The sequence below is a fragment of the Paenibacillus marinisediminis genome (assembly GCF_054343325.1).
The window spans coordinates 259,358-280,377 of sequence record NZ_JBTGUH010000003.1; the positions used below are offsets into that span (position 1 = coordinate 259,358).

Below are 21,020 nucleotides of genomic sequence, written 5' to 3' on the forward strand. Positions count from 1 at the left end.
GCGAATGAGGAGGACAACGGCATGACAGTGCCGATGAAACGGATCGGTGTACTGGGCGGAACGTTTGATCCTATTCATGTAGGTCATCTTGTTGCGGCTGAGTCGGCTAAGGAAGCGATGCATCTGGATCAAGTGTGGTTTATGCCCACTCACGTGCCGCCCCATAAGGAGAAGAAGTCTGCAGTCACAGCGGAACAGCGTGTCGAGATGGTTCGCTTGGCCATACTGGAGAATGAATCCTTTCATTTGTGCACTTGGGAAATGGAACATGGAGGGGTCTCCTACACCTTGGAAACGGTAAAATGGCTGCAGTCCGAGTACCCGGAGATCGAGTGGTTCTGGATTATCGGCGGCGACATGGTGCATTATTTGCCCAACTGGAACGGAATTGACGAGCTGATGGAACGTATTCGGTTCATTGGCGTTCAACGTCCAGGCTCGACTTGGAAGATTCATGAGCTTCCTGGAGCATGGCGCTCACGCGTAGTTCCTGCACCGATGCCTCTGATTGATATCTCCTCTACAGATGTTCGGGAGCGTATTGAACAGGGACTTTCTATACGCTATCTAGTTCCAGATGCGGTATTACAATATTCGCAAAGGTGGGGATTGTATGAATCTTAGCCGTGAGCAATTAATGCTCGCTGTTCGTTCGCAGATGCCAGAGAAGCGTTGGCGTCACACCGAAGGCGTGATGCAGTCAGCAGTGGAGCTGGCTGACCGATTCGGGGAAGACCCGGTCAAGGCGGATCTAGCGGCTCTCCTGCACGATGTTGTGAAGTATTGGTCTACGGACAAGATGGAGCGTATTATCCGCGAGCAGGGGCTACCAAGTGAGCTGCTTGAACATGACAAGTCGCTGTGGCATGCGCCTGTCGGCGCTTATATTGCAGAGAAGGAATACGGTGTCACTGACATGGAGATTCTGGACGCAATTCGTTATCATACATCCGGGCGTGAAAGAATGACGAAGCTGGATAAGATCGTGTGCTTGGCGGATTATATCGAGCCTGGCCGCGACTTTCCCGGAGTCGATCATATTCGCGAGCTGGCCAAACATAATCTGGAAGAAAGCCTGATTGCAGGCTTCGATTCCACGATCTCTTTCCTGTTATTGAAACATAAACGAATCTTCCCGCTCACGATCATAGCTCGCAACAGCTTGATTGAAGAGTGGTCGAAGGGTCAACACTAGTATCATAAGGCTCCGTTCCGGCTAAATCGGATACGACCGGACGATAGATGAAGAAGCTTGGGAGGCTGAAAAATGGCAATATCACCTAAACAATTACTTGAAATTTGCGTTGATGCGGCAGAAGAGAAAAAAGCAATGGACATCGTTGCGCTGGATTTGCAAGGTATATCGTTAATCGCGGACTATTTTGTGATCTGTCACGGTAATTCTGATACACAAGTGCAAGCAATTGCGAACGAAATTCGCAAGCGTGTACATGAAACTGGCACTCATATTCGCGGAACCGAAGGACTGAATTCAGGCCGCTGGGTGCTGCTTGATCTTGGTGATGTGATCGTTCACGTGTTCCATCGTGAAGAGCGAGAATATTACAATCTTGAGAAGCTGTGGTCTGACGCGAAAGTCGTGACGTTGGCATGACACTAGAAGCGGGTACGATACAACGCCTGAGAGTGGCGCGTGAAGTGTCGCCTTACGGTTATTTTATGACGGATGAGGAGCAGGACGTGATCCTGCACTATACAGAGCTGACGCGGCCGATCGAGATTGATGAGGAGATCGAAGTATTCCTGTTCTTCGACACTGAGGATCGTCTTGCTTCAACGATGAAGAAGCCGCTTATCACCTTGAATGAGGTAGCGGCGCTGAAAGTAGCTGATGTTCATCCTCGTTACGGCATGTTCTTGGAAATGGGTATCGGACGCCAACTGCTGCTTCCTATGAGCGAGATGCCTGAGTTCAAGCCCCTGCGCCCAGAGCTAGGCGACAGCATCTACGTGAAGCTTATTCACGATAAGGTAGGGCGACTGGTCGCCAAGATGGCTGGCGAAGAAGATCTGGAGAAGCTGGTGTTCCACGCGCCGCAGAGCTGGCTGAACACTTGGCATGACGCGGTCGTTTATCGTGCACTCCGCAAGGGCACGTTCTTTGTCGTCGAAGGCGGCCCGCTCGGCTTCGGTGCGATCGGACTGCTGCATGAGACGGAGCGTCCGACGCCGCTGCGTGTCGGCGCGCGGGTCCGCGTCCGCATCTCGCATGTCCGTGAGGACGGACGCGTCAACGTGACGCTGGCTGAGCGCAAGGAAGTGGGCATGGATCAGGATGCCGTGAAGCTGTTCGGCTTCCTGAGAGAGCGTCCGAATGGGGCGATGCCGTATTCGGACGAGACGCCTGCCGACATCGTGAAGTCGCGCTTCCAGATGTCGAAGTCGGCGTTCAAGCGCGCGATGGGCCGCTTGATGAAGGCGGGCTACTGCACGCAGGACGGCAGCTGGACGAAGCTAACTGAGCTTGGCGCGTCCGTTGATCCTGCTGCTGCAGCACAGACGCTTAGCAGCTTGCCGTCCGAGTGGCGCAAGCCAGCGGCTGCGCCTAAGGCTGGTCATGCGCCTGCGCGACCGGCGCATGGGCAAGGGGCGCCGAAGCGCGGCGGCGGAAAGCCGCGTCCGCATGAAGGCGGCCACAACCGCAGCGGCAATCAGGCTGTCAAGACTTACAGCCAGCCGTGGAACGGGGACGCGCAAGCCAAGCCGCGCCCGGCATCGGATCGCCCATCTGGAGACCAGGAGCGCAGAGGTGAGCGCGCTGACTCGCGACCAGGAACGGACAAGCGTCGTCCGCAGCGATAACGAGGGGGCGGACTGAGATGGAAGCATATGGCCGATTTGCGCTCGTATATGATCGGTTGATGGCGGATATGCCTTATGAGGCTTGGACTGCATTTGCCATAGCAGCATGGGAGCATTATGGGCTTCAACCTCGTACGGTAGCCGATCTTGGCTGCGGGACGGGAAGTGTGGCGCTGCCGCTTGCAGAGCGAGGGTTCAGCGTGATCGGGATCGACTTGTCCGAGACGATGCTCTCGATCGCACGTGAGAAGGAGATGCGTTCAGGCCGCATGCGAGGTGCTGTACAGTGGGTCTGCCAGGACATGCGGGAATGGGAAGCGCCGGAGCTTGTCGATTCTGTCATTTCATTTTGCGATTCCATTAACTATTTAACGGAACCAGAGGACGTCACGGCGGTTATTCAGCGCACATACAATCAGCTGCAGCCAGGCGGATTGTTCCTGCTCGATATGCATCTTGAACGGCAGTTTGAGCAGTACGCGGCCGAGCAGCCTTTTACGCTGGATGAGGGAGATATCGCTTATATCTGGTACAGTGAATATGATGAGAAACGCAAGCAGATTGAGCATCAATTGACGATATTCGTCGAGGATGAGGACAGCGGACGCTATGACCGGATCGATGAAACACACACCCAGCGGGTGTACTCTCCGGAATGGGTCGTGCAGGAACTGAAGGCTGCCGGCTTCCGTGATGTGGATTTGTATGGCGAGTTCAAGCTGGAACAGCCTGATGATACTACGGGAAGGCTGTTTATCGCAGCGCGCAAGTAAAGATCAGACAAGTTGCTACATCCATTGACAATGCGCTTGTTTTTTCATATGATGGATGTAATTCTCACAGTCTTGGACTGTTATAGCAGCATATTTTAAGTAGACGTTGAAGAGGATCAGTAGCATTGCAGCACATCCCCAGAGAGCCGACGGCAGGTGTGAGTCGGTGATGAATGCAGGTGAACTCCCCTCTGAGTCGCGCGGTTGAACTTGAAGTAGACCGTGCCGTTTAGCCCGCGTTAAGGGTGTTGAGGGAGCGCTTGACAAGGCATGTCAGTCGCTAACTAGGGTGGTACCGCGAGAAACCAAGTCTCTCGTCCCTAGCGTATTCGCTAAGGATGAGGGACTTTTTTGCATTCAATCAGTCCTTCAGCGAGGCTCGAGTTCTGTAAAGGGGTATTCCCCTGTTACAGATTGTCTGATGAGCCGACGGAGTGCCGTAACGGGTAAAACCCGTCTTACGCGCTGCAGAACAGTCGCATCGAAACGGCTCCGCGCGAGATAACAGGGTATTCCCCCGTTACGAGGTACCAATCGAGCACGCAGGAGCGCTGTAACAGGTAAAACCCGTCTTACGCGCTGCAGAGCAGTCGTATCGAAACGGCCCCGCTCGAGATAACCGGGTTATACCCCGTTACGAGGTGCCAACCGAGCACGCGTGAGCGCTGTAACGGGTAAAAACCGTCTTACGGGCCGCACAGATCAGTCGCATCGAGGCAAACTCGCTCGAGCTAACCGGGTTTTACCCTGTTACGAGGTGTCAATCGTGCACTCAGGAGTGCTGTAACGGGTAAAACCCGTCTTACGGGCCCCGCGGCTGCGAGATCACGAATGCTTGTTGTGGTCTTAGCAGCACCGAAGGAACTGAGCTTTAAGCTGATTATAGAAGTGTAATGGAGGAGTTTCACATGAGTACAGAAGAGAAACAACCAGTGGGCTATCAACCGCTCACCATTGAACCGAAATGGCAGAAGTACTGGGATGAGCACAAGACGTTCAAGACGATAGAACAGGAAAGCGCGCCTAAGTTTTATGCGCTTGATATGTTCCCTTATCCGTCTGGAGCAGGACTTCATGTAGGCCATCCAGAGGGTTACACAGCGACAGATATCCTGTCCCGATACAAGCGCATGCGCGGATATAACGTGCTTCATCCAATGGGATGGGACGCTTTCGGTCTTCCAGCGGAGCAGTATGCGATTGATACAGGCAAGCACCCGCGCGAATTTACGATTGCTAACATCGACAACTTCCGTCGTCAGATCAAGTCGCTTGGCTTCTCTTACGATTGGGACCGCGAGATCAGTACGACTGATCCGGAATATTACAAATGGACACAGTGGATCTTTATTCAGCTGTTCAATAAGGGCTTGGCGTATGTTGATGAAGTACCGGTGAACTGGTGCCCGGCGCTCGGAACCGTGCTTGCTAATGAGGAAGTTATCGACGGCTTGTCAGAACGCGGCAACCATCCGGTTATTCGCAAGCCGATGCGCCAATGGGTACTGAAGATTACGGAATATGCTGAGCGCCTGCTGGAAGATCTGGATGAGCTGGATTGGCCGGAAAGCATCAAGGATATGCAGCGTCATTGGGTCGGTAAATCAACGGGTGCAGAAGTACACTTTGCGATCGAAGGACATAGCGATGCGGAGGAGCTCGTCGTCTTCACAACTCGTCCAGACACACTTTTTGGCGCAACTTATTGCGTACTTGCTCCTGAGCATCAGCTGGTGGAGAAGATAACGACAGCGGAGCAGCTTGATGCGGTTAAAGCTTACCAAGAGCAAGCGGCTCGCAAGAGCGATCTGGAGCGAACAGACTTGGCGAAAGACAAGTCCGGCGTGTTCACAGGCGCTTATGCAATCAACCCGGTAAGTGGCGTGAAGACACCGATCTGGATTGCGGATTATGTGCTTGCAGGCTATGGTACAGGCGCGATTATGGCGGTGCCAGGACATGACGAACGCGACTGGGAATTCGCGAAGCAGTTTGCACTGCCGATCATTGAAGTCGTATCCGGCGGCAATGTGAACGAAGAAGCTTACGATGGCGATGGAGAGCATGTGAACTCCGACTTCCTGAACGGATTGAACAACGAAGCTGCCATTGCGCGCATGATTGAATGGCTGCAGGAGAAGGGTGTCGGCCAAGGCAAGGTTACTTACCGCCTGCGTGACTGGCTGTTCAGCCGTCAACGTTATTGGGGCGAGCCGATTCCAATTCTGCATCTGGAAGACGGAACGATGAAGACAGTGCCAGAATCCGAGCTGCCGCTTATGCTTCCGGATGTCGACCAGATCCGTCCATCTGGAACAGGCGAATCTCCGCTTGCCAATGTGAAGGAATGGGTCGAAACCGTTGATCCGGAAACAGGCATGAAGGCGCGCCGTGAGACGAACACGATGCCGCAGTGGGCGGGAAGCAGCTGGTATTACCTGCGCTATATCGATCCAAAGAATAACGAGGAGATCTGCTCCAAGGAGCTGCAGGAGAAGTGGCTGCCGGTTGACCTTTATATCGGCGGAGTAGAGCATGCTGTGCTTCACCTGCTGTACGCTCGTTTCTGGCACAAGGTGCTGTATGATATCGGCGTTGTGTCGACGAAGGAGCCGTTCCAAAAGCTCGTCAACCAAGGTATGATCCTGGGCACGAACAATGAGAAGATGTCGAAGTCGCGCGGCAACGTTATTAATCCTGATGACATTGTGTACACATATGGCGCAGATACGCTGCGTATGTACGAGATGTTCATGGGGCCGCTTGAAGCAGTTAAGCCATGGAATACGAACGGTGTTGAAGGTATGCACCGCTTCCTAAGCCGTATATGGAGATTGTTCATTTCGGACGATCAAACTATTTCAGCCAAGATCGTAGACGATGGCGGCGATGAAGACTTCATACGCACATGGCATAAGACAGTGAAAAAGGTTACTGAGGATCTGGAAGGAATGCGATTCAATACCGCAATCAGCCAGCTGATGATCTTCGTGAATGAAGCATATAAGAAAGACAAACTCCCACGTCAAGCAATGGAGAACTTCGTGCAATTGCTGTCTCCTCTTGCTCCTCATATCGCTGAAGAGCTGTGGGAGCGTCTGGGCCATCAAGAGACGATTACTTACGTCGCTTGGCCGACATATGATGAGAAATTGACAGTTGACGCTGAAATCGAGGTTGCCGTGCAAGTAAACGGTAAGATCGTTGAACGCATCATGGTTGCAGCTGATGACGATGAAGCTGCAATGCAAGAAAAAGCAATGAGCCAAGCGAACGTTCAAGCCGCTATTAACGGCAAAACCGTCCGCAAAGTCATTGCTGTCAAGGGTCGTCTCATCAACATTGTGGTGGGTTAACGCTTGTAGATTGTAAAGGACCGTAGAATAGGGAATTGACTTTCTCAAGGTCCTCTTCATATTTAGCATGAGTTACCTGAATAAGCTGATGGAATACACCTCCCAGCTTATTATCCAGCAAGCGCAGCGCCTCGGCGGTAATTCCGCCGGGGACGGCTACGCGCTGTTGCAGCTGTTCCAGCGACATGCTGCCTTCTGTCAACAGTTTGCCTGTCCCCAATAGCATTTCACTTCCAAGCCGCGAGGCTTCTTCTCGATCGATACCGATCATTTCTACAGCAGCATCTACCCATTTTTGCATAAAGAACGCGATAAAGGCCGGGCCGCAGCTCGATAGATCACTGGTCATACGTGTGAACTTCTCTGCAATATGAATCGGTCTACTAATAGTCTTCAATAACTGTTCAAGCATGAGGCGATCATTTTCCTCTATACGACTTCCATACATACATATTGATGCTCCGCTGCACACATAGTTTGTGATGCTGGGGATGACTTTTGCAACCTTGCTCTTGAGGCTATTTTCCAGATGCTCAATTAAGACTGGGCTTGTAATCGATACCGTAATCATTTCAGGGCGTTCGACTGGAATCAGCTCGTCTATGACGCGCTTAAATTCCAATGGCTTTACACATATGAATAAGATGTCGCAAGCAGATGCCACCTCCGATATTGTGGCACATACCTGTAATCCTGGAAAGCGGGCAGCAAGATTGTGGGCTTTGCTAATTGTCCTATTGGTAACGGTAATCTGATCGGGCAGAAGCGCCCCAGATTGAATGAAGGATTCGATCAAGATCGTACCCATACTCCCAGTTCCGACAAATCCTACCTTCACGGGTCTCCCTCCTTTGTTGAAATACTGTATTAACGCTTTATAGCGTATTTTATGAAAATATTAAAATAGTGTGTCAAGCTCATGCTCAGATCATTAACCAACTATATGGTGACAAGGTTGGCCAATATGCGTGTTTCCTAGTAAGCATGACATGAAGTGAAAATAAAATGTTGGAGGGATATAATGAAACGAAATCGGCTTGGATTGAGCTTATTTCACTCATGGATATTCGTTGCAGTAAGCGTATTAATTGGAGCAGGATTAATAGTAGCCGTATGGCTGCTGCCGCAGGAGCAGAGCGAAAGCGCCTGGCAGGATGTGAGTCAACAGGTTCATACGATGCTTGAGTCTAAGGAAAGCGAAAAGAACTCATCTTCTGAGACGTCCGCTCAAAACAATAAAGAAAGCAAGTCAACTGAAAATAGTATGAATGCACCGAGCCCAAATATATCATCGGTAGAAGTCAATGTTGAGCCGGTTTCTGCAATGGCTGGTACGACATCAGAGGGCAAACCAGACACGAAGACTGAGGCGATCATAGAATCGAATACGGAGACGAAAGCTGCTGATGGTGCAGCGGCTAAGTCGGAAACTAGTTCAGACAGCAGCGGTGAGTCCAAGATGAATATTAACCAAGCTACTGCCGAACAGTTGACTCAGTTGCCTGGAATAGGGCCGTCGAAAGCTAAGGCAATCATTGAGTACCGTGAGAAGAATGGAGCTTATAAGAAAGTGGAAGATTTGTTGGAAGTCAAAGGAATTGGACCGAAGGTGCTGGAGAAGCTCAAACCTCACATTCAAATCTAAGCTTGATGTTATACAATAGGTTGCGCGCTTGCATACGCCTGTTTACAATAGAAATAATAAGCTTCACGACTTGCTGCAGAGCCTAGGAGCGAAAAAGATAGGAGCAATGGTAGATGACAGATACGATTCGTAAAGATTGGGACACATACTTTATGGACATCGCTTATATGGTTTCAACTCGTTCGCAATGTTCGCGTCGGCACGTTGGAGCCGTGCTCGTACAGGGCAAAAAGCTGCTCGGAACAGCTTATAATGGAGCTCCGATGGGAGTGCCTGATTGCAGTGAAGCAGGCTGCATGATCGCTGAACAGCTTGAGTTGGTCGTTCATCCAGACGGCAGAGAAGAGATGGTCAAGAAACAGCGTTGTATCCGAACCATTCACGCGGAACAGAACCTGCTGCTGTTTACCGATCGGGCAGACCGTGAAGGCTCGATCGTATATGTGACGGATCAGCCATGTTGGACATGCGCTAATATGTTGGCGAACAGTGGTGTATCCGAGATTGTGTTCCACCGCCTTTATCCGAAGGACAAAGATAAGGTGAGCGACATGATGGCTCAGAAGGGCATCGTATTCCGACAACTGGAACACTATCAGCCACCTGCTGAAACGATGATGGAGACGATTAACTAGTCTCCTTTCTTGTTATTTCTTATATATGTTACGTAGGGAAGAACCTTTCGGACTGTTACACGTTTGTCGTGTGCTGTCTGAAGGGTTCTTTTTGGTTACGTGCACTAATCTTGAGAAGGAAGAGTGATGCTCGTGTTAAAGCAAAGACCGATCGTAGTAGCCGCCTGCTGTTGGGTGATCGGGATATATCTTGCTGTGAGTATGCAAGTGGATCATGCGCTCCTCATGATGCTAGGCATATTCGCATTCACACCGCTTCTGCTGAAGCGTGGTCTAATCACAGTGCGGCTCACTTCGGTGTACTTCTTGCTCATGGCAGCAGCATTATTCAGCTTCACACTCTATGACAGCGAGCAGGTTACACAATTGCCTACAGGGATTAAAGCAATGGGGCAGGCTGCGACTGAGCAATCTGTTGAAGGAAATCCTCTGCTTCGAGGAACGGCAACCGGTCGGATTCATACTACACCAGAACGAGATGGAGATCGTGTGCAGTTTCAGATGGAAGTATACACTTGGAATGCAGAGAATAAAGCTCCTGTATCGCTCAAAGAATCTGAAATGGTGCTCGTCCAATTAAAGCTGTCAACGGAGCGTGAACTAGAAATGCTGCCCGCTTGGCAGAAAGGAAGTCAAGTCCAGATTGCGGGAGAGCTTGTGCAACCGGCTCAGGCAACGAACTTCGGTGCCTTTAATTACCGTCAATATTTAAAGACTAAGCATATATATTGGCTCCTGCAGACTAAAGGTGCGAATTCATTATCCTTGATGAGCGAAGAAGATCAATGGAGAATAGGAGAGCTGCCAAGCTGGATCATGATTCAATTAGAGCGGCTGCGGATTAAGGCGGCCGAAGTATACCATGCACTATTCCCGCCGCATGAGAGCTCTTATTTGGAAGGGCTGGTGCTAGGTTTAAGAAGCGGGCTGGACCCGGAAATCGAGCAAACCTTTGCTCAATTAGGGCTAACTCATGTCTTGGCGATCTCTGGACTGCATGTAGGAGTATTCACAGCTTCATGTCTGCTGTTGCTGCGGCCATTTCGACTAACTCGAGAGACTGGCTTGACTATCGTTATCTGTCTGGTTCCGATCTACGTTCTGTTTACTGGGGCATCGCCTTCAGTCATTCGCGCTGGAGTGATGGCTATGCTCAGTCTAATCGGCCTTCGGCAGGGCTGGCTGAAGGATGGGCTGCATCTGCTGTCAGCAGCACTGCTGCTCATGCTGTGGTGGGAGCCTTATTATGCGCTAGATGTCAGCTTTCAGCTCTCATTTGCAGTAACTGCAGGACTGGTTATTGGTGTTCCACCGGCTGTACGTCTATTGCCTGCCAGATGGCCAGTATGGCTTCGCTCTTCGATTGCCGTTACAGTGACAGCACAGATCGTGTCATTTCCGCTCACTGTCTACTATTTCAACCAGATCTCCAGCTTATCGCTAATCACTAACTTCGCACTAGTCCCCTTCATCAGCCTTATCGTCCTACCGCTTGCCAGCCTGATATTGCTGTTGTCGCTTATGTCAATCGATCTTGCCAAGCCTCTAGCGTGGCTCACGTCTCAGTGTAATGAATGGACTTTTTCCATTATGGATTGGCTTGCCCAGATTGAGGGGACGACGGTAATATGGCCTAAAGTACCGCTCTGGTGGATTCTGGCCTATTACTTTACTCTCGGTATGTTGCTAAAAGTAAGACTCAGGTGGGAGGAAGATACGCAATTTAAGACTTCTGCTGCGGAAAATGATGATACAGCTCCGCTCGATGGCTTCATGTTAGTACCGTTACGGAGCAAGCGGCGATGGGGCTTAAGAATCAGCGGGCTGCTTAGCTTGTTCGCGTGCTTGCTTCTGATGGGATACAATTACGGCCAGCCTGCGAACACGATCATTTCCATTATTGATGTCGGTCAAGGGGACTGCACGCTTATTCGTACTGCCAGCGGACGCAATCTGCTTATTGATGGCGGCGGGACGATATCGTTCGCCAAGCCGGGAGATGAATGGAAGCAGAGACGTCAACCTTACGAGGTAGGGGAAGACAGGCTAGTACCGCTGCTCAAACAGCGCGGTGTACGGCATCTGGACGCTGTTATAGTGACGCACGGGGATACAGATCATGCAGGAGGATTAAGAGCTGTACTGCAACACATTCCTGTGGATCGGGTCGTTATGAATGGTACTTGGAAAGATTCGGTTGTGCTTGAGGAGCTGTATCAGATTGCGTTGAATAAGCGAATCCCGATCATTAGCTGGAAGAAGGGAGATTACTGGCAGCTGGATAAACAGACCCGATTGGACGTATTATTCCCGGTGCATTCGGCATCAGCGGATTCCAACAGCTTAATATCGACGAGCTTGCCTGAGCTGAAGAATCAAAATGAAGCTACGCTCGTACTTCTGCTGAGCATTGCACAGAATCAAGGGCAGAATCAATCGTCCAGCCAAGCTTTGCCCCATTCAGAGCCGATTACCATACTGTTTACGGGGGACATTGGTATACCTGAGGAAAGAGCCATTCTTCAACTGGAAAATACGAACGTAGCTGATACGGAGAGTATTGAAGCTGTACAGCAGACCATGGCGATGCTGCCAAAACGCATACATATGCTGAAGGTAGCGCATCATGGCAGCAAATCCTCCAGCCATTTAGAGTGGGTGGAGAGGTGGAGACCTGTTGTGAGCACGATTTCAGCAGGCCGCGGCAATCGTTACGGTCATCCAAGTCCCGATGCACTGAGGAGATTGGAGCAGGCTGGAAGTCTGATCTATCGAACAGATCTCGATGGAGAGATCCAATTCAAGGTTATGCGCAATAGGCTAAAAGTAAGAGCTGCAGGGGGGACATTGGATTAGAATGGAAGGGTAGATTTGAAGATGGATCGGAAACGTGCTAGGATTGCACTGTAAGGGGTAGACAGCATTTTTATAGAAAAAGTTAGCAAAAATATTTCTAGTGTTGACAATGAGACAAAGACATTGGTAGTAACGTCTGATAAGATAGGGGGTGGGCGCTGTCCAGCGTCCGCTCCTTTTTAATGATATGGAAATAAATGGGAGTCTGGTTACTTCTACCTACATAACTAACGAGAAATATCACGAAAAAAATAAAATAGCTGCAACCATTTTCGAGTTTGACTCGTTAATGGATATGCAAGAGAGGGGGATCTTAGTGATAGAGTCAGAGCTCATCAGAGCCGCTCAATCCGGTGATCGCGAAGCGCTCATCACCCTTTTGCGAGAAATAGAACCGTATGTATATCGTACAGCGTTCTATTTGCTGCACAATGAGCAAGATGCTATGGACGCGTCCCAAGAAGCATTGATTCGAATTTATTCGAAAATAAACTCGTACGAGGAGAAAGCTCAATTCAAGACGTGGGTTCAGCGGATTGTCACCAATATCGCTATTGATAAATTCCGCCGAGCCAAACCAACCGTTTCAATTGATGAGCACAATCTCGTGTTTCATGGGAATGAAAGTGTAGAGAAAGAAGTATTTAATGCATATGCGGCGCAAGATATCCGTGAAGCGATCGGACAACTGCCTGAGCATCATCGCGCAGTTGTAGTATTGCGCTACTTGCAGGATTTTTCATACAACGAGATTGCGGAAAGTCTTAATTTGCCGCTGAACACAGTTAAATCATACTTATTCCGCGCGCGTCAACAATTGCAAACGCTGCTACGAGATTATGAGAAAGGTGGTGTGCGAGGATGAACTGTTCAGAGGTGATGGAACTGATACAAAGACAGTTGGATCACGACTTGGATCAATCGGAACACAGCCTGCTGACAGAACATTTGCATTCTTGCTCCGCATGCGCCGAAATGTTTGAACGACTCAAGATGCTGAATGATGGTTTGGAGCAGCTTCCAAAAGTAATGCCTAAGGTAAGCTTAGTTGATGCCATATTACCGCAATTGAATGAGATTGATCGTTTGAACGCGCTGAAATCATCGGCTGATGGAAGCGCTAAGCAGGATGCAAGCGCAGATGTAACTGAACTGAAGCCGAATAGCAACACACAGACGAATGTTAAACAGTTCCCAGCTAAAGAGGATGAACGGCCGGTTGTTCGCAATCGTTGGTTCGATCGAATTAATTGGCGTACCTCAAGTGCGGTCGTCGCGGCAGGCCTTGTATTCGGTCTGTTTATGGTTAATTACGAAGGAGCGAGGGTGCAAGAGAGCGCTGATTTCGCAGAATTAAAGTCAGAGAACCAACAATCGAAGCAGGACAGTCGGATGATGGATACACGATCTAGTCAAGCAGAGCAGCTGGAAACGAATTCGGCGAAGCAAGAGAAAACGGTGGAACCGCAGAAAACTTTCGACGAGACTCCAGTTGCTGCAACTGCTGAAGCGGAAGAGGGGCAGTCCACTGGCGGCTCCGAACCGGAGGGCAAGAGGTCTATCGCTCCTGAACAAGAAGACAAGAATGATGCTAAAACGTCAACTCCTGGCAGCAACAAGAAGAGCGATGATTTGCCGTCAGCTAAGGTTTCTAATGAACCTAGAGCCCAATTTCAGAAGGAACAACTGAACGAGAAGGACCCGATTAAAGTGGAGGATCAAGCTGGTGATTCCGTGAATTCGCTAAGCGGTCAGGGGACAAAGGAAGTCAAGACTGTGGATGAGCAGAATCCAGGCTCAGTCGATAAAGGGATAGCGTTTATGAATCATGTAACTGCATTCTCGCCGGATCATGCTTATGAGGTGATCTGGAAGGATCATGTTCTTACTTTGAACTCGGTTAATGGCAATAAGATTGCCACTATTCAAAGTATGCCTTGGGCAGATGAGCCGATTGAGTTTATATGGTCTGAGGACAGTTCGTTCATTGTGGTTGTGACTACGGATAAAGATGGCAACAGAGTAGAAACGACCTTTGAAGTCAGCAGCGAGGGTTTAACACAGACGTCTGATCAGACAGTGGCTTCTTCCAAGTAAGATCTGTATGGATGAATCCGATTCGAAATCCGCAATAAAAAGGCTCATATAGGATGCACACTTTTGAGCTTCGATACGTATAATTAGGTAGGAAGAAATGAAGGATATCGTTCCCGAATGTCGTGTAATCGCTGGCGCAGCGGACCTAGGCCGTTGTCGCTGACGTTTATCATAGATGTTGGGTACAAAGGGATTGTGTGATGAATGTCGCGCAGTCCCTTTGTTTTTGTATTGATCTTTGTTATGATGATGGACGGAAGGAGAGGAACTCGTGTGGATATGAAATCAGCCGCGAAAGCGATTAAGCAAGGCGATGTACGCCCTATATATGTGTTGTACGGTACAGAGAAGTATCGCATGAATGAGTTCGTGCAATATTTAATCAAGACGATTATTCCGGAGGAACATCGTGACTTGGCGATTATGAAAATGGATACCTCCGAATCGACGATCGATGTTGTAGTGGAGGAAGCGAACCTGCTGCCGTTTCTAGTCGATCGCAAGCTGATCCTCGTTAAAGATCAGACGATCTTTGCCTCGGGCAAAGAGGGCAAGCTTGAGCACCGCGTAGATCGACTGCTCTCTTATATGGAGTCTCCTAATGAGACGAGCATTCTTGTCTTTCTAGTACAAGCGGACAAGCTGGATGAACGCAAGAAGGTCGTGAAAGCAGTCAAAGCGGCAGATTCAGTGCTGTCATTTCAGCCTTTCAGCGCAGACGAGCTGATTCAATGGGTTAAGAAGCAGGCTGAGAGCCTGAATGCCCATATTGATCATGCGGCAGTTGAAGCGCTGCTGAATAGTGCGGGAACACAGCTCCAGACCTTATCAGCGGAGCTTGAGAAGTTGAGCCTATATGCCGGCAATGGCGGTGTTATCGACGTTCAGACCGTGAACCAGCTCATCGCAAAAAATACGGAGCAGAACGTGTTTCAGCTAGTGGAGGATGTGATTCGACAGCGCGCGGATCAAGCAATCGGCACACTTCATGAACTCTTGAAGCAGAAGGAGGAGCCGATAAAGATTATCGCACTGATCATCCGACAGCTGCGTATTATGCTGCAGGTTAAGGAGTTGACAGGTCAGAGCTTCAGCCAACAGCAGACGGCATCCCAATTGGGGCTTCATCCGTACGCGGTGAAGGTTGCCGCCGAACAGGGAAGAGGACATGATGCCGGCTCGTTAGCCCAATGGTTGGCAGAAGCGGCAGAACTGGATTATGAGATGAAGACAGGCAGGGTGGAGAAGACGCTCGGCTTGGAGCTGTTTATAATGCGGATTGCGGCAGGGTCGCCGCGCAATGAACAAAAAACAACCCGAAGGTAGACGCCATGGCGTATATCTTCGGGTTGTTTCGCTTCAAGCTAAGTATGAAAGGCTTGCTTACGCTTGCGCAAGCAGAGCGTTCAATTTCGTTACCAAGCGAGATTTCTTACGAGCAGCTGCATTCTTATGAATCAAGCCTTTAGTTACGGCTTTGTCCAATTTTTTAGAAGCGAGCGCTACAGCTGCAGGAGCTGTTGCTACTTCGTTGTTAGCCAAAGCTGCGTCAGCGGCTTTAACAGCTGTGCGAAGTGCTGATTTTTGAGAAGCGTTAAGCATACGACGCTTGTCGTTAGTCTTTACGCGTTTAATAGCGGATTTAATGTTTGGCATTGCTTTCACCTCCGTTGCATCGTAGTGCGACAAGAGAATCAATTTCACAGACGGGTCCGATTGAAATGATTCACAACTTAAAGTAGTTTATCATGACAGCTAGTAAAAAGCAATACATCATATAGTCGTATAACTATAGAAATCCGAGAGCACACTAGGAAAGTGTGAACAATGGCAATACGGGAGGAATTAGGATGACAGCCGACCTTCAGCATTACTCCGTTCGTACCGACTTGGCGCTCGAAGCTCGCGAGCTTGCTGAGCCCGATATGCAGACTGCGATTCCGGGTGTTGCAGAGCATACGGAGGAAAAGGACGGAATTAAGCTTACTAGCATTCATGTGCAGAATGAGGCAGGCTCCAGAGCGATCGGCCGCCAGCCCGGCAGATATGTAACATTGGAAATACCTGGCCTGCGCCGCAAGGATTCTGATTTGCAGGATCGTGTCGCAACAAAGCTTGCTCAGGTGCTTGAAGCCTTCTTGATGGATATTGGCATTAAACCGTCAGATAAAGTGCTTATCGTAGGGCTTGGCAATTGGAATGTAACACCAGATGCGCTGGGACCGCTCGTTGTAGAGAATATTATGGTGACGCGGCATTATTTCGAGCTCATGCCGGATCAGGTAAGTCCCGGCTATCGAGAGGTAAGTGCAGTAGCGCCAGGTGTGCTAGGTATAACAGGCATCGAATCTAGCGAGATCGTACAGAGCATCGCAGAGAAAACGAAGCCTGATGCCATCATCGCGATTGACGCGCTCGCATCCAAGGCGCTCGAACGAGTGAATACGACGATTCAGATCGCTGACATCGGGATTCATCCAGGATCCGGCATCGGCAATAAGCGCCAAGGCCTGACTCGTGAAATATTAGGAATACCATGTATAGCGGTCGGTGTCCCGACGGTGTGCTATGCTTCGACGATCGTGAACAATGCGATTGAGATGATGAGCAACCATTTTAAGCAGGAAACGGATAAGACACGCGATATATTAGGCATGCTTGATGAGATCGGGGAGAACGCACGTCTTCAGCTGGTGAAAGAAGTGCTAGAGCCGCTGGGTCATGATCTGATCGTTACACCGAAGGAAGTTGATGAATTCGTTGAAGATATAGCCAATATCATCGCCAGCGGCTTAAATGCAGCACTGCATGAAGCAGTCGATACGAATAATGTCTCGGCATATACGCATTAACGATAAGGGGCTTTCGATGTGTAGAATGACTACCATTGGAACAGCCCCTTATTTGTCGATAAGAAAAGTATCGAATCTTAAAGATTTGGATATGAAGATTGTCTTTCATTTTACAAAATAGGTTCTATCAATTCCATTGTCCTCATAGATTCTAGTAACAGCATGCTTATGAAAGTGTGATGTGAGAGATTCTATTCCTGAAGCGCTCAACATCAGGTAAGGGGGATGATTTGATGAAATCTACTTTTCGCACCTTTAATATTGCTAGATGGAAGCATAAATGGGCAAAGCTATTAACTGCCGGCCGGACCTTCTTGTGGATGACGGTGGCTACGGCTGTTTTTATTATCGTGATCAGTATCGGCGGAATCGTAGGACAGCAGCTGCAGACTTCACCAGCGTCAGCGATGAAGGGGCTAGCCTCGCATCTATCGGCACAATGGTTTGTGCAATTGCTGGCGTTAGAATTGCCAACGATGAACGTCGAAGGCGGAGAAGAAATCTCAATTACGAAGCGAGATGTGGCAAACATGCTGTTTCGCTTAGTAACAAATGTAAATCCCTTAGATCCGAAAACGCTGCTCGCGGGTGAGCTTCCAGGAGCGGCATCCGACTCTTCGGTGCTGCTGCGCGCAGGAAGCGGTAATCGTAATTCCTCAGGCCCTGCAGACTTTTCACCGCTTCCGGGAGATGAAGGCCGAGATCATGGCGGTGCTCCAGATCCAGGAGACTTGACGCCGGTTAACGAAGAATTTGAACAGGTTGACCCGAAATCGGGCAGACAGCCTAACGATACTTCCTCCAGTGAAGGTAAGCTGGATAAGATCGTATATATCTATCATTCTCACAATCGCGAGTCCTGGAATCCAGAACTAGATAAAGAGTCTTCTAATCCGAACGATGCCAAGGTCAATATCACGAAGGTGGGCAAATATTTGCAGGAACAGCTCGAAAAGCGTGGAATCGGAGCTGTACATTCCGATAAGGATTATGCATCCACTGTTAAGGGTTATTCATGGAACTTTTCCTATAAGTATTCAGGCGATAGCGTTAAAGAAGCGATGAACAAAAATGACGGATTGCAATTCTTCTTTGACTTACATCGCGATGCGGCCAGACGGAAGAATACAACGGTCACGATTAATGGCAAAGATTATGCGAAGGTGTACTTTATCATCGGTCAGCTCAATCCGAACTGGAAGCAGAATGAAAAGTTCGCGGCATCTCTCCATAATAAGCTGGAGAAGCAGTATCCGGGAATTTCCAGGGGAATATTTGGGAAGAATGCTTCTACAGGCAATGGGGAGTACAACCAATCCTTATCGCCCAACAGCGTAGTTGTTGAGATTGGCGGGGTAGACAACACCTTGGAGGAAAGCTATCGAACCGCAGAGGTTCTATCCGAGCTAATTGCGGATCTGGTGCATGAGAAGCAGGGCGTGCAGCCCGTAAACCAGCCTGGGCAGAAACAGGACTTGTCGAAGCTGGAGAGCGGCTCAGTTCAGAAACAAATATCGAATACGGGTGGATAGCTTGATCATATGCCGCTTCTGGAGCGGTGAGGAGGGTGTGAAACGATGAAACGACTAGCCCCTAAAATGATGGCGTTCGTTATCATTCTGATGGTCGGTATATTTGTGGGAATAGAGTGGACTCAGGCAGGCATCGAGCGTGTGTACGGTCCTATGGATGCGGATCGTACCGGCAAGCGAATAGATAATCGTGTGGAAACGGTGAACATAACAAACGAATTGAATGATCAGAAACGGGGGACAGCAGACCGTGCGCGGCCGGAAGAAATCTGGATTGATGTTGACCGTCAACAGGTGCGTTACGTTCCGGCTGAGGATGTCACTGTTCCGCAGCAAGAGCATACAGTCGAACCACCGCTTACACTTGGCCTGCAGCCGGTCGAAGATGCTCCGGTTAATCAATTGGCAGATAAGGCGGCTGGTATGCTCTCTCAGCTGTCGGAAGCGGGGATGAAAGCGGTTGTGGGGTTGTTTAGCGGACTATTTTGATACATAATAATTGGGCACGCCATTAGATTTATGTAGTGGTGTGCCCTTGCCATTGATGGAGGGAGTTATTTTCGGTATAATAGATAAATTGAATATTGGCTCAGTAGTGGGGGTATGAATTACGAATGACAGAACTGCTGTCGCGACAGAAGAAGATTCGCAACTTTTGCATCATTGCACATATTGACCATGGTAAATCTACGTTAGCCGATCGTATATTGGAGTATACTGGAGCGCTGTCCAATCGAGAAATGCAAGCCCAAGTGCTTGACACGATGGACCTGGAACGTGAGAGAGGCATTACCATTAAGCTTCAAGCCGTTCGCTTGAACTATAAGGCGGATGACGGTGAAGAGTATATCTTGAATCTGATTGATACACCAGGACACGTCGATTTCACCTATGAGGTATCTCGAAGCTTGGCTGCTTGCGAAGGAGCCTTGCTCGTGGTGGATGCTGCCCAAGGGATTGAAGCACAGACCTTGGCAAACGTTTATCTGGCGTTAGATAACAATCTTGAGATTATCCCGGTCATCAACAAGATCGACCTGCCGAGCGCAGATCCAGATCGAGTCAAGCAGGAAGTAGAGGATGTTATCGGCTTGGATGCGTCCGATGCTGTGCTTGCTTCGGCTAAGGCTGGAATCGGCATACATGAAATACTGGAGCAAGTCGTGCAGAAGGTGCCTGCACCTACCGGAACTCCGGATCAGCCGCTCAAAGCTCTTATCTTCGACTCTCATTACGATCCTTATAAAGGTGTAATCGTATATGTTCGTGTTGTGGACGGGGCCATTCGTGCCGGCAGCAAGATTAAGATGATGGGTACGAACAAGACGTTTGAGGTAATTGAAGTCGGTGCATTCATGCCTCGTATGACGATGGTTGACCAATTGAATGTTGGCGATGTCGGCTTTATCGTAGCTGGTATTAAAAATGTCGGCGATACACGTGTCGGTGATACGGTAACAGATGCGAAGAATCCGACGCTGGAACCGCTGCCGGGTTACCGTAAGATTAACCCTATGGTGTTCTGCGGTCTATACCCGATCGAAACATCCGACTATAACGACCTTCGTGAAGCGTTAGAGAAGCTGCAGCTGAACGATGCTTCCCTTACGTTTGAACCGGAAACATCGACAGCGCTTGGCTTCGGCTTCCGCTGCGGATTCTTGGGTCTGCTTCACATGGAGATCATTCAGGAGCGCATCGAGCGTGAATTCAACATTCCGTTGATCACAACGGCGCCAAGCGTTATTTATCGCGTCACCTTGACGAATGGGGAAACGATTCAGATCGATAATCCGTCCAACTATCCGGAACAGGGCAAGCTTGAATATGTGGAAGAGCCATTCGTTAAAGCTTCAATCATCGTTCCAAATGACTTCGTAGGCGCGATCATGGAGCTGTGTCAGAATAAACGGGGCGAGTTTGTAGATATGCAGTATCTGGATACGACTCGCGTTACGATTACGTATCAGATTCCATTGTCCGAGATTGTCTATGACTTCTTCGACCAACTGAAATCGAGCACGAAGGGCTATGCTTCTTTCGACTACGAGCTGAGCGGCTACCGCCGTTCCAACCTCGTGAAGATGGATATCCTGCTGAACGGCGAACAGGTAGATGCGCTGTCCGTAATCGTGCATCGCGACCGCGCCTTCTATCGCGGCAGAGCGATCTGCGAGAAGCTTCGCGAGCTCATTCCTCGTCAGATGTTTGAGGTGCCGATACAAGCTTCGATCGGGACAAAGGTTATCTCCCGCGAAACGGTTAAAGCCATGCGCAAGAACGTTCTTGCCAAGTGTTACGGCGGTGACATCTCGCGTAAACGGAAGCTGCTCGAGAAGCAGAAGGAAGGTAAGAAGCGCATGAAGCAGGTCGGAAGCGTAGAGATTCCGCAAGAAGCCTTCATGGCGGTCTTGAAGATAGACGACACCAAATAAGCTAATGTGAATGGGG

General features: G+C 49.5%; 17 protein-coding genes, 1 pseudogene and 1 other annotated feature. Of the genes and pseudogenes, 16 read left to right on the plus strand and 2 right to left on the minus strand.

The genetic code is table 11. The features are described 5' to 3' along the window. The first annotated feature begins 21 nt into the window (after nucleotides 1–21). From ACXX53_RS10520 to leuS, 6 genes and pseudogenes are all read left to right on the plus strand, one after another. On the plus strand, nucleotides 22–624 hold the full coding sequence (locus tag ACXX53_RS10520; protein WP_458568600.1) for a nicotinate-nucleotide adenylyltransferase: 603 nt from the start codon (nucleotides 22–24) through the stop codon (nucleotides 622–624). Then, complete coding sequence (yqeK, locus tag ACXX53_RS10525; RefSeq protein WP_458568601.1) at nucleotides 614–1,195, plus strand: bis(5'-nucleosyl)-tetraphosphatase (symmetrical) YqeK; 582 nt, start codon at nucleotides 614–616, stop codon at nucleotides 1,193–1,195. Before ACXX53_RS10520 ends, yqeK begins: the two co-directional genes overlap by 11 nt. A gap of 72 nt (nucleotides 1,196–1,267) precedes the next feature. Further along, nucleotides 1,268–1,615, plus strand: a complete 348-nt coding sequence (gene rsfS / locus ACXX53_RS10530; protein WP_458568602.1) for a ribosome silencing factor — start codon at nucleotides 1,268–1,270, stop codon at nucleotides 1,613–1,615. Then, a pseudogene (locus ACXX53_RS10535) lies at nucleotides 1,612–2,484 on the plus strand (CvfB family protein); the annotation flags it as partial. The gene rsfS and the pseudogene ACXX53_RS10535, both read left to right, overlap by 4 nt. 356 nt (nucleotides 2,485–2,840) lie before the next feature. Next, nucleotides 2,841–3,596, plus strand: a complete 756-nt coding sequence (locus tag ACXX53_RS10540; protein WP_458568603.1) for a class I SAM-dependent DNA methyltransferase — start codon at nucleotides 2,841–2,843, stop codon at nucleotides 3,594–3,596. A gap of 97 nt (nucleotides 3,597–3,693) precedes the next feature. Continuing rightward, nucleotides 3,694–3,921, plus strand: a binding site (T-box leader). A gap of 583 nt (nucleotides 3,922–4,504) precedes the next feature. Further along, nucleotides 4,505–6,952 (plus strand): leucine--tRNA ligase, encoded by a 2,448-nt coding sequence (gene leuS, locus ACXX53_RS10545; RefSeq protein WP_458568604.1) that lies wholly within the window; start codon nucleotides 4,505–4,507, stop codon nucleotides 6,950–6,952. Here the strand turns inward: leuS and comER are convergent. Then, nucleotides 6,933–7,790: a late competence protein ComER gene (gene comER / locus ACXX53_RS10550; protein WP_458568605.1), complete on the minus strand. Its 858-nt coding sequence runs from the start codon at nucleotides 7,788–7,790 to the stop codon at nucleotides 6,933–6,935. The two genes, leuS and comER, sit on opposite strands and share 20 nt — an antisense overlap. A 183-nt stretch (nucleotides 7,791–7,973) precedes the next feature. On the opposite strand from comER, the gene ACXX53_RS10555 reads away from it, so the two are divergent. From ACXX53_RS10555 to holA, 6 genes are all read left to right on the plus strand, one after another. Then, nucleotides 7,974–8,597, plus strand: a complete 624-nt coding sequence (locus ACXX53_RS10555; RefSeq protein WP_458568606.1) for a ComEA family DNA-binding protein — start codon at nucleotides 7,974–7,976, stop codon at nucleotides 8,595–8,597. Between the two features lie 113 nt (nucleotides 8,598–8,710). Then, nucleotides 8,711–9,232 carry a deoxycytidylate deaminase gene (locus ACXX53_RS10560; RefSeq protein ID WP_458568607.1) on the plus strand — a complete coding sequence of 174 codons (522 nt, stop codon included), beginning with the start codon at nucleotides 8,711–8,713 and terminating at the stop codon, nucleotides 9,230–9,232. Nucleotides 9,233–9,364: 132 nt separating this feature from the next. Then, the gene (locus ACXX53_RS10565) at nucleotides 9,365–12,088 is read left to right on the plus strand and encodes a DNA internalization-related competence protein ComEC/Rec2 (protein WP_458568608.1); all 2,724 of its coding nucleotides are present in this window, start codon (nucleotides 9,365–9,367) and stop codon (nucleotides 12,086–12,088) included. Between the two features lie 316 nt (nucleotides 12,089–12,404). Next, nucleotides 12,405–12,953 carry an RNA polymerase sigma factor gene (locus tag ACXX53_RS10570; RefSeq protein ID WP_458568609.1) on the plus strand — a complete coding sequence of 183 codons (549 nt, stop codon included), beginning with the start codon at nucleotides 12,405–12,407 and terminating at the stop codon, nucleotides 12,951–12,953. 14 nt (nucleotides 12,954–12,967) lie between these two features. Next, a complete protein-coding gene (locus ACXX53_RS10575; protein WP_458568610.1) occupies nucleotides 12,968–14,185 on the plus strand; it encodes an anti-sigma factor family protein in 1,218 nt (405 codons plus the stop codon). A 273-nt stretch (nucleotides 14,186–14,458) separates the two neighbouring features. Further along, nucleotides 14,459–15,511, plus strand: a complete 1,053-nt coding sequence (gene holA / locus ACXX53_RS10580) for a DNA polymerase III subunit delta (RefSeq protein WP_458568611.1) — start codon at nucleotides 14,459–14,461, stop codon at nucleotides 15,509–15,511. Between the two features lie 57 nt (nucleotides 15,512–15,568). On the opposite strand, the gene rpsT is transcribed toward holA, so the two are convergent. Then, a complete protein-coding gene (gene rpsT, locus ACXX53_RS10585) occupies nucleotides 15,569–15,841 on the minus strand; it encodes a 30S ribosomal protein S20 (RefSeq protein WP_458568612.1) in 273 nt (90 codons plus the stop codon). 194 nt (nucleotides 15,842–16,035) lie between these two features. Here rpsT and gpr point away from each other — a divergent pair, with 194 nt between their 5' ends. The 4 genes from gpr to lepA all read left to right on the plus strand — a co-directional run bounded on the left by gpr (nucleotide 16,036) and on the right by lepA (nucleotide 21,004). Beyond that, a complete protein-coding gene (gene gpr, locus ACXX53_RS10590; RefSeq protein WP_458568613.1) occupies nucleotides 16,036–17,037 on the plus strand; it encodes a GPR endopeptidase in 1,002 nt (333 codons plus the stop codon). 233 nt (nucleotides 17,038–17,270) lie between these two features. Then, on the plus strand, nucleotides 17,271–18,569 hold the full coding sequence (locus ACXX53_RS10595) for a stage II sporulation protein P (RefSeq protein WP_458568614.1): 1,299 nt from the start codon (nucleotides 17,271–17,273) through the stop codon (nucleotides 18,567–18,569). Between the two features lie 45 nt (nucleotides 18,570–18,614). Further along, entirely contained in the window at nucleotides 18,615–19,058 is a 444-nt protein-coding gene (locus tag ACXX53_RS10600) for a hypothetical protein (protein ID WP_458568615.1), read from the plus strand. Between the two features lie 125 nt (nucleotides 19,059–19,183). Then, complete coding sequence (gene lepA, locus ACXX53_RS10605; protein ID WP_458568616.1) at nucleotides 19,184–21,004, plus strand: translation elongation factor 4; 1,821 nt, start codon at nucleotides 19,184–19,186, stop codon at nucleotides 21,002–21,004. Nucleotides 21,005–21,020: the final 16 nt, after the last annotated feature.